This window comes from Pseudonocardia nigra (genome assembly GCF_019396355.1).
Lineage (GTDB): Bacteria > Actinomycetota > Actinomycetes > Mycobacteriales > Pseudonocardiaceae > Pseudonocardia > Pseudonocardia nigra.
Map to the genome: position 1 here is coordinate 76,995 of NZ_JAHKRK010000006.1, position 8,868 is coordinate 85,862.

Sequence of the window (8,868 nt, forward strand, 5' to 3'; positions counted from 1 at the left end):
GAAGCACGACGCGGGGTGGAGCAGCTCGGTAGCTCGCTGGGCTCATAACCCAGAGGTCGCAGGTTCGAATCCTGCCCCCGCTACTACCGGAAACGGCCCCTCGGAGATCAATCCGAGGGGCCGTTTCTGCTTCGTCGCCTCCTGTCTGAGACGTCCCGACGCCCGTGGTCGGCTCCCGCTCCGCGGAACTGCCGATGGGCCGCCGGCAGGGTCGCCGAAGTGCCACCCCCCTGAAGGGCGGTCGAGGCGACCGTCTAGAGTAGGTCTCACAACACGACGCGGGGTGGAGCAGCTCGGTAGCTCGCTGGGCTCATAACCCAGAGGTCGCAGGTTCGAATCCTGCCCCCGCTACCACGGAACGCCCCCTCGGAGGATCACCTCCGAGGGGGCGTTTTCCTATCCGTCCAGGAGTGTCGCGGCCAGCCACGGGCGCACGACCGGGAGCACGGCGGCGGCCTGCATCGCCTGCGTGTGGTCGAGCCCGTCCAGCACCCGCACGTCCCAGCCCAGGCGTTCGAGCTCCGCGCGGCCACGCACGACCGGTCCGGCCATGCTGACGTGCACGCCACCCCACCGCTCGCCGTAGGCGATCTCGTCGGCGGATCCGACGAGGCACAGGCGAGGGCAGGTGACGGCGGCCTGGGCGGCCCGGTCGTCGAACCCCTGCAAATCCTGGTAGAGCGTCAGGAACTGGCGGGTCTGGGCCTCGCTCATCGTGACCTCCACCGTCGACCAGTCGGGCTCCTCCGCGTCGACACGGGGAGGTTCCGCGCTCGGCGTCCCGCCGGACATCTCGTGGGTCGCCTTGGTCACGCGGAGCATCTCCGCGTATGGGCCGTCGATCGGCGGGAAGCCGCCCATGACGAGGGCGGTGAGCCGGTCGGTTCGGATCGCGAGCTGCAGCCCGCTCAGGGCGAGCCAGGAGTACCCGTAGTAGGCGAAGTCCGAGGCGTCGACCGCGTCGGCGACGGCGACGATGTCCGCGGCCACCGTGGCGGGGGTGAGGGTGTCCGGTTTCGGGGTGGCGAGCACGTGGCCCTCGTAGTCGAACGCCACCACCCGGAACGCGTCGGCCAGTCCGTCGATCAGGGACCGGCCGAGCGCGGGATCAGCGCCCCAACGGCGCATCGCCTCGGCCTGCGGCCCCTCGATCGGCCGGGGATTCACGGGCAGCAGGACGGTGGGGCCGCTGCCGCGGACCTCCACCTCGATCGTGCTCTCGTCGTGCAGTCGGGCTTCGGGCACGGCGGCCTCCACATCGTCTCCGTACGTTGTAAGCGAATAGTACCTTACGTTGTAAAGAGATATGGCCGTGCGGACGGCCCGGCAGGCCCCGTCATGATGGAGGTGTGCCGAAGCCCCCGATCCAGGACGTTCCGATCGCCGACGACCCCATCCGCCTCGGCCAGTTCCCCAAGCTCGCCGGCCTCGCCGAGCACGGCGCGCACGCGAAGGCCCTCCTGGAGGCCGGCGAGGTGCTGCTGAACGGGCGCGTGGAGACGCGCAGGGGAGCGCAGCTGCGGACGGGCGACGTCGTTGCCGTGGGGGAGCAGCGGGCGCGGCCCGTGACGGCCGGCTGACGGACGAGCGGGCCGCCCCCCGCCGCGTCACCAGCCGAACGCCTCCAGCACCCGCTCCTCCACGAGCGCCGCCATCGAGGTGGTGTAGGAGGCGGTGAGGTGGTTGTCGTCGAGGTAGACGAGCACGTTCCCGATCTCCGCCGGGCAGCGGGCGGTATCGCACACGGCGTCGGAGACGTCGAGGAACGCCACGTTCGGCGGAACCTCGGCGAGCTCGGCGTAGGGAGGGACCGGCGCGTACACGGCCTCGCGGTCGACGCCGCAGCGCTGGGAGTCGCGGCCGTACTGCTGTACGCAGTCGGGCCCGGAGAAGTCGAAGCGCGGGTTGTCCCGCACAGCCAGCACCGGGATCCCCATGTCGTGCAGCCGCCACCACTGCTCGACGAACCCGGGCGGCGTCTGCTCGGTCAGGCCCGCCCGCACGTCACGGGTGGCGAGGGTGACCACCGCGTCGGGCTGCAGGTCGGCGATCTCCTCGGCGGCCGCGCTGTTCCAGGCCAGGCAGTCGGCCTCGTCGGGCACCACCTCGGACGCGGTGGAGAACGGGCAGGCGCCGCGGAGGATCGCGGTGAGCTGCCAGTTGCGCTGCTGCGCGATCGGGACCAGCGCTCCGGAGAACTGCTGGATGTGCGAGTCGCCCACGACGACGATGCGCTTGTCCGGCGGAGTCTCCACGGGCTGTGTGCACGCATCCATCGGGAACCGGGCCAGCGGGACGCAGTCCCACTGCTCGACGCGCACCCAGTCCTCGTACACCGCGACGGGAGGGGGCAGCACGGGTGCCTGCCCGGCGTCCTCGCCGAGGAGCGCGAGCGCGCCGGGGTGGTCGGCGTCGCCGACGGACCCCTGAGGGACGCCCTGCTGGACCGCCGCCAGGTGCCAGCCCCCGGCGGCGAGCACGACCGCGGCCAGGCCGGCCGCCGCGAGCCGGTACGCGCCGTGGACCCCGAGGCGCAGGCGCAGCACCGGCTGCTCGACGGCGTGGTGGGTGACGACCGCCAGCACCAGCGAGACCCCGATGATCCCGAGGCCGCCGAGGAGACCGACCTCCTCCTGGTCGCGGGTGACCAGGTAGAAGACGAGGACCGGCCAATGCCACAGGTAGAGCGCGTAGCTGATGTCGCCCAGGTACTGCGCGGGGCGCGTGGCGAGCAGGCGATCCGCGCCGCGCCGGGAGCCGGTGTCGCCCGCGATCAGCACCAGCGCGGCGCAGCCGGTCGGCCACAGGGCCGCGTACCCGGGGAACACGGTGCCGACCTGCAGCACGAACCCGCACGCCAGCAGCCCGGCCACGCCGGCCCAGCCGAGCAGCAGCCGCACCCGCCGCGGCACGGCGATGCGGTCGATCCACAGGGCGAGCAGGCCACCGAACGCGAACTCCCACAGGCGCGTGAGGGAGTGGAAGTAGGCGAAGGGCTGGTCGGTGGCGGTGAGCTCGATCGAGAAGCTCAGTGATGCCACGAACAGCCCGAGCAGCGTCAGCGTGAGCTGCGCGTGCAGGCGGGCGGGCACCCCGCGGGCGACGAGCGCGACGAGCGCCACGAGCAGTGGCCAGGCCAGGAAGAACTGGCCCTGGATCGACAGCGACCAGAAGTGCTGGACGACGCTCGCGACGTTGTTGCGGGCCGCGTAGTCCACCGAGTCGGCGGCGAGCTGCCAGTTCTCCAGGAAGAGTGCGGCGGCCACGATCTCGCGGACCGTCTGGTTCCAGCGTCCCTCCGGCAGCAGTGCGGCCCCCGCCACGACGGTGCCGAGCAGCACCACTCCGGCCGTCGGGAGCAGTCGTACCAGGGTGCGGCTCCACCGGTGCACGGGCCGGATCGGCCCGCGGCCGGCGGCGCGCACGAGCTGGCCGGTCAGCAGGTAACCGGAGATCAGGAAGAACACGTCCACGCCACCGGAGACCCGGTTGAACCAGACGTGGTAGGCGACGACGAGAGCGACCGCCAGGGCACGCAGCCCCTGCAGCTCCGGCCGGAACGACCGGACGGGCGCGGCGGCGCGGCCCGGCCTCGCGGTCGGCTCCTCCCGGTGGGCGTCAGTAGCCGAGGTAGTCCCCGTCGCTGTCGCTGCGACCGCCTGCCTCGAGGGTGGACATCCCGTAGTTGGCGATCATGTAGCGGATGCCTGCGGTGATGTTGGCGACCGGGTCGGTGATCGGGCGGTGCGCGAGTTCGGGGTGCACGTAGGCCCGGAACGTGGACGGGATCGTCTGCATCAGGCCCTGGGACGGGGTGCCGCGGCGGGCGTTGCTGTCCCAGTTGTTGATCGCCCGGGGGTTGCCGGCGGACTCGGCCATGATGATCTTCTTGACGCTCGGGGCGAGGGACTGCGGCAGCTCGAGGATCTGCAGCGCCTCGGCGATCCAGCCGTTGAGGCCGCCCTGAGCGATCAGCGCGGCGATCCGCTCGCGCTCGGCCTGTTCCCGCTGCTCCTCGGCGAGCTGTTCGGCCAGCTCCGCCGCCTTCTCCAGGAGCGCGAGGTGCTGATCGGCCGTGTCGAACTCGGCGGTGTCCTGGGCGAGGAACGAGACGGGACGCAGGTGGTCGCCCGCATCGGGCAGCGCAGCGGGCAGGGTGGCGCTGCTGGACGCGAGCCAGGCGTCGAACTGGCCCTCGTCGGCGGCCGCGGTGTTCGTGTTGTCGCCCGGGGTGGGGACGATGGCGCTGAAGGTGCCGGTGGCGACGGCTCCGACGGCCGCCGCGGTGGCGAGGACGGTGGTGCGCAGGGTCGGCCCGGTGGGGGGCGAACCGTGCGCCGCCTGATGTCGGGTGGGGGAGCCGACCGTTGCGCGCGCGCGACGACCACGGGGGGAGCGGTGTCCTGCCACGAACCTGCCCTTCCGGCGCGGGGGAGCGATCCGTCACCGCGCTGCCGGTCGGGGGTCCGGGGAGCCGGTTGGGGAGCCCGGCTCGCGTGCGTTGGTGATCGGATCGTGACGCGTGGCAAGGACCTTATGGGCCGCTGCTCCTTCTCGACAAGGCGAAGAGGTGCCTGTCACCGCAGCTCGACGGCCGTTCGTCTCTCGGAGTGGCCGATCACGAATGTCGTCCAGCGGTCACGCAGCGCGACGAGTGGTCACGGTCGGCAGGAACAGGCACGAGTCGCCGAACTCGTGCCAGAGGTAGCGGTGGTCGAGTGCCGCCGCGTACGCGCGGGCGACGAGCCGCGCACCGGCGACGGCCTCGAGCAACAACAGGTGCGACGCCTCCGGCTCGTGCCAGCCCGTGACGAGACCGTCCACGACCCGCGCGGGCCGGTGGGGGCCGAGCACGAGGTCGGTCCAGCCGGCGGACGGGTGGACGCGGCCCGCCTCGTCGGCAGCGGTCTCCAGGGCGCGGGTGACGGTGGTGCCGACCGCGACGACGCGCCCGCCCGCGGCCCGGGTCGCGTTGACGGCGTCGGCGGCCGCGGCCGAGACCCGGTACCGCTCGCGCTGCGGCACCTCGCCCGCCTCGAGGGAGGAGACCCCGGTGTGCAGCACCAGCTCGGCGACACCGACGCCGCTGGCCCGCAGGCCGTCGAGCACGGCGGCGGTGAAGGGACGCCCCGCGCTCGGCATCTCGGCGCTCCCGAACTCCGTGCCCGGCGCAGCGAAGACCGTGCGATATGCCTCGAGCGGCCAGTGGCCGCGCAGGTAGGAGTACCGGATCGGGCGCCCGGCGCAGGACAACCAGGGGCGCAGCCCGCCCGCGACGGGGATCCGCGCCCGCCACAGCCTGCTCCCGGCTGCGATGCGCGGGTCCGGGTGGCCGGTGAGGAGCACGGCCACCACACCGCAGGGCAGTCGGACCGACTCGCCCGCCACGGCGTCGGTGACGCGGTGCCCGTCCTGTGTCCGGAGCTCGACGACGTGGGCCCCGTCCGGGGCGGGGCCGGACACGTGCAGCGTGACGGGGCGTCCGTCGGGCCGGTGCCCGTCGACGGCTGCGGGTTCGGTGTCGGAGGTGTTGACCACGACGAGATCGCCGCGCCGCAGCGCGCCGGGCAGCTCGCGGAACATCGTGTGCCGCAACGGTGTGCGGTCACTGGCCACGAGCAGGCGGACCTCGTCGCGGGCCAGGCCGCGGGCCTCCGGCGGTTCGGCCGCCGAGAGCTCGGGCGGCACGGTGAACGCGGTGGCCGAGCGCATCAGGCGGTCCTCGCCGGGGTGAGGTCGGTCGCGCGGTGGCGGCCGCTCGCCGGGCGCTCGTCGAGCAGCCGAAGGAACGCGGGTACCACCGTCTCCGGCTCGGGCCGGTCGGAGATGTCCTCGCCGGGGAACGCGCGCTGGTGCATGGCGGTGCGCATGTCGCCGGGGTCGAAGGAGTGCACCCGCAGGCCCGGCTCCTCGACGGCGAGCACGGCCGTGAGCTGGTCGAGCGCGGCCTTCGCGGCGCCGTAGCCGCCCCAGCCCGCGTAGGCCTCGACTGCGGCGTCCGAGCTCAGGGCGACGACCGTGCCCTCGTGCGAGGCCCGGAGCAGGGGGAGGGCGAGCTGGGTGAGCGCGAGCGGGGCGAGCAGCGTCGTCTCGAGCACGGCGCGCAGGGCGTCGAGGGGGTAGCGCTCCAGCGGCGGCAGCGGTGACGGGCCCAGCTCGCCCGCGTTGTGCACGAGCAGGTCGAGCCCGCCGACGCGGCGTGCGGTGTCGACGAGCTCGGCCCGGAAGGCCGGATCGGTGACGTCGCCGGGTGCGGCGACGACGCCCGCGAGGTCGGCCGTGGCGGCGCGGAGCCGCTCGGCGTTGCGGGCGCAGGCGATGACGGTGGTGCCGCGGGCGGACAGCGCGGCGGTGAGCGCGAGCCCGAAGCCCTGGCCGGCGCCTGTGACGATGGCGGTCTGCTGACTCATTCCGCTACTGTGCGAGTTGAAGTCAGCTTCAGGTCAAGGAGACGGATGGACACGAAGGACCTGCTCACCATCGGCGAGGTGTCGCACCGCAGCGGCTTCCCCCCGTCGGCCCTGCGGTTCTACGAGCGGGAAGGCCTGCTGCGCACCACGCGCACGGCGGGTGGGCAGCGGCGCTACGAGCGGTCGGTGCTGCGCAGGCTCGCGTTCATCCGGGCGGCACGGACGCTGGGCGTCGGGCTGGACGAGGTGCGCGAGGGGCTCGACCGGCTCCCGGACGGGCGCACCCCGACGAAGGCGGACTGGTCGCGGCTTTCCCGTGCCTGGCGGAGCCGGCTCGACGAGCAGATCCAGGCACTGGTGGCGCTGCGCGACGGGCTCGACTCCTGCATCGGCTGCGGCTGCCTGTCCCTGCAGCGGTGCCGCCTCTACAACCCGGAGGACCGGGTGTCGGAGCTCGGCCCCGGAGCTCGCTTGCTGCCGCCGATGCTCCGTCGAACGCCCGCCGAGGGGGTCTGACAGGCGGTGTAGGCCCGGCCCGATTGCAGCAAAGCCACTTTCACGCAACGACGTGGCATGAAAGTGGCTTTGCTGCAATGGTCAGAGGCGGCCTAGGACGACAGCAGGCGCGGGCGCGCCGACCAGCGGGCCGGCAGCGTCTGGTCCACCCAGGCGTGCAGCTCCTCGGCGGGCGGCCGGGTGCTGATCGCCGACTGCTCGTGCTCGGCCAGGAACGCGGTGGTGCGCTCCTCCCATCCGACGCCCAGGCACGGCACCCCGGAGGACACCGCGAAGATCAGCGCGTGCAGCCGCAGGCCGAACAGCGCGTCGGCTTCACCGACCACGGCCTTGGCCAGGGCAGGCGGCAGCTGTGGGCCGAGCACCGGGACGGGACGCCCGAGCCGCTCGCCGATCTCGTTGATCAGCACCTCGTCGCGCCGGCTGAGGCCGAGCCCGTAGTCGGCGTGCGTGCCGATCGCGAGGCCTGCGACCGCGCCGCCGCGCTCGGTCCAGCGGCGGGCGAGCGTCTCGGCGGCGTCCTGCAGGGCGTCGACGAGGATCGGGTTGGGCAGCGCCTTGGGCGCGACGAGCAGCAGCGGGACCGCCGGGTCGACGCCCGCCGCGGCGAGGGCGCGCCGCGCGTCGGCCGCCGGGGCGGGCGCGAGCCCCATCGCGAGGTCGCCGACCACCGGCGCGACGATGTCGTCACCCAGCGTGGCTGCGGAGACCTCGTCGCGCACGCTGATCCGACCCGGCTTGCGCACCGAGCGGCGCAGCAGGTCGAGGACCCGGTCAGGGGTGCCGGGGTACACGCCGATCGCCAGGTAGGTGATGTCGCGCCCGCGTGCCGTGGCCGCCCAGACGATCGCGGGGAGGGCCCTGACGAGCGCGGACGAGCCCGTGCCGAACAGGCCGCCGCCGACGACCGCGATCCCGTCGCACCACTTGAGGGCCTTGGTGAACGCGATGCCCTCCATCGCGACCGCGGGCACCCGGTGCAGCGCCTCGACCATCCGCGGGTTGCGGGACACCACCCGCACGTCGGTGCCCTCGGGGAGCTCCTGCAGGGTGCGGGCCAGCATGGCCTCGTCGCCCGTGTTGCCGTTGCCGAAGTTGCCGATGATGAGCACGCGCGTGTCGCGTGGCGTGGCGGCGTTGTGGTTCTCCTCGGCGGCGTGCCGCCTGCCGAGTTCGGCGAGCTGCTGGCGGATCAGGTTGGTGCGGGGGTCCGTCATCGAGGTCCTCGGGTCGGGCGGCGCAACTCTCTGTGACCAGCGGCCGCAAATGCTGGGGAGCCCACAGTTGCGGTCACTCGTTCGCCGCAGCCTACGGGGTGCTCCTCAGGGCATGAACGGCACGTTCGCCGAAACCGCCCTCCGCGATCGCCGAACGGCCTGCGATGATCGCCCAGGACCACCGGGAGGAGCCCCATGATCTACGAGATCCGTGAGTACACCACGGTGCCGGGCCGGATGCCTGCTCTCGTCACCCGGTTCAACGACCACACGCTGGGGCTCTTCGCGAAGCACGCCATGGAGGTCGTGTTCCTCTCGCTCACCGAGCTGGGCGCCAACTCGACCAACGAGCTCGTCTACGTGCTCAGGTTCGACTCGTACGCCGAGATGGCGGAGAAGTGGGCGGCGTTCCAGGCCGACCCCGAGTGGCGGGACGCGCGCGGGGCCAGCGAGGCGGACGGCCCGATCGTCGCGTCGATCAACCGGCGGGTGCTCAGCCCGGCCGCGTTCGCGGCGCGGTAGCGGTCACGAACCCGTGAGGGTTATTCAGCGAAGCGTTTCGTTACGGTTCTGAGATCAACTTGCGCGTGTCGACAAACGAGTGACGGTCCGATTCACGCGAGAATGGGTTTGCCAACACAAGCCCACGTGAACGGACCGTCGCGTTGTATCATACCACTGGCCTGCACCAGGAAGAGCTCGTGGATCTGTGCTTGACGATCCAG

At 72.7% G+C, this 8,868-nt stretch carries 9 protein-coding genes and 2 tRNA genes; 5 read left to right on the forward strand and 6 right to left on the reverse strand.

The annotated features are described in order from the left end of the window. Positions 1 to 9 precede the first annotated feature (9 nt). Positions 10 to 83, forward strand: a tRNA-Met gene (locus KME75_RS03145). A 194-nt stretch (positions 84 to 277) separates the two neighbouring features. Then, positions 278 to 354 (forward strand) — tRNA-Met (locus KME75_RS03150). Between the two features lie 42 nt (positions 355 to 396). Here the strand turns inward: KME75_RS03150 and KME75_RS03155 are convergent. After that, a complete protein-coding gene (locus tag KME75_RS03155; RefSeq protein ID WP_219412979.1) occupies positions 397 to 1,245 on the reverse strand; it encodes an alpha/beta fold hydrolase in 849 nt (282 codons plus the stop codon). Between the two features lie 104 nt (positions 1,246 to 1,349). Here KME75_RS03155 and KME75_RS03160 point away from each other — a divergent pair, with 104 nt between their 5' ends. Beyond that, positions 1,350 to 1,580, forward strand: a complete 231-nt coding sequence (locus tag KME75_RS03160) for an RNA-binding S4 domain-containing protein (RefSeq protein WP_219412980.1) — start codon at positions 1,350 to 1,352, stop codon at positions 1,578 to 1,580. A 27-nt stretch (positions 1,581 to 1,607) separates the two neighbouring features. On the opposite strand, the gene KME75_RS03165 is transcribed toward KME75_RS03160, so the two are convergent. The 4 genes from KME75_RS03165 to KME75_RS03180 form a co-directional block, all read right to left on the reverse strand. Beyond that, complete coding sequence (locus KME75_RS03165) at positions 1,608 to 3,548, reverse strand: acyltransferase family protein (protein ID WP_219412998.1); 1,941 nt, start codon at positions 3,546 to 3,548, stop codon at positions 1,608 to 1,610. A 70-nt stretch (positions 3,549 to 3,618) separates the two neighbouring features. After that, positions 3,619 to 4,410, reverse strand: coding sequence for a transglycosylase SLT domain-containing protein (locus tag KME75_RS45575; RefSeq protein WP_219412981.1), 792 nt, complete (start codon positions 4,408 to 4,410; stop codon positions 3,619 to 3,621). 228 nt (positions 4,411 to 4,638) lie between these two features. Next, positions 4,639 to 5,712, reverse strand: a complete 1,074-nt coding sequence (locus tag KME75_RS03175) for an S-adenosylmethionine:tRNA ribosyltransferase-isomerase (protein WP_219412982.1) — start codon at positions 5,710 to 5,712, stop codon at positions 4,639 to 4,641. After that, positions 5,712 to 6,410, reverse strand: coding sequence for an SDR family NAD(P)-dependent oxidoreductase (locus KME75_RS03180; RefSeq protein ID WP_219412983.1), 699 nt, complete (start codon positions 6,408 to 6,410; stop codon positions 5,712 to 5,714). Before KME75_RS03180 ends, KME75_RS03175 begins: the two co-directional genes overlap by 1 nt. Positions 6,411 to 6,455: 45 nt before the next feature. Between KME75_RS03180 and soxR the strand changes: the two genes are divergently transcribed. Beyond that, positions 6,456 to 6,926, forward strand: coding sequence for a redox-sensitive transcriptional activator SoxR (soxR, locus tag KME75_RS03185; RefSeq protein WP_219412984.1), 471 nt, complete (start codon positions 6,456 to 6,458; stop codon positions 6,924 to 6,926). 92 nt (positions 6,927 to 7,018) lie between these two features. Here soxR and KME75_RS03190 read toward each other — a convergent pair whose 3' ends face one another. Next, positions 7,019 to 8,143: a polysaccharide pyruvyl transferase family protein gene (locus tag KME75_RS03190; protein WP_219412985.1), complete on the reverse strand. Its 1,125-nt coding sequence runs from the start codon at positions 8,141 to 8,143 to the stop codon at positions 7,019 to 7,021. 195 nt (positions 8,144 to 8,338) lie between these two features. Between KME75_RS03190 and KME75_RS03195 the strand changes: the two genes are divergently transcribed. Beyond that, positions 8,339 to 8,665 (forward strand): NIPSNAP family protein, encoded by a 327-nt coding sequence (locus KME75_RS03195; protein ID WP_219412986.1) that lies wholly within the window; start codon positions 8,339 to 8,341, stop codon positions 8,663 to 8,665. Positions 8,666 to 8,868: the final 203 nt, after the last annotated feature.

Excerpts from the sequence above, each read along its gene's own strand:
- KME75_RS03175 (WP_219412982.1), bottom strand. The coding sequence starts at position 5,712 with ATGCGCTCGGCCACCGCGTTCACCGTGCCGCCCGAGCTCTCGGCGGCC.
- KME75_RS03180 (WP_219412983.1), bottom strand. The coding sequence starts at position 6,410 with ATGAGTCAGCAGACCGCCATCGTCACAGGCGCCGGCCAGGGCTTCGGG.
- soxR (WP_219412984.1), top strand. The coding sequence starts at position 6,456 with ATGGACACGAAGGACCTGCTCACCATCGGCGAGGTGTCGCACCGCAGC.
- KME75_RS03190 (WP_219412985.1), bottom strand. The coding sequence starts at position 8,143 with ATGACGGACCCCCGCACCAACCTGATCCGCCAGCAGCTCGCCGAACTC.
- KME75_RS03195 (WP_219412986.1), top strand. The coding sequence starts at position 8,339 with ATGATCTACGAGATCCGTGAGTACACCACGGTGCCGGGCCGGATGCCT.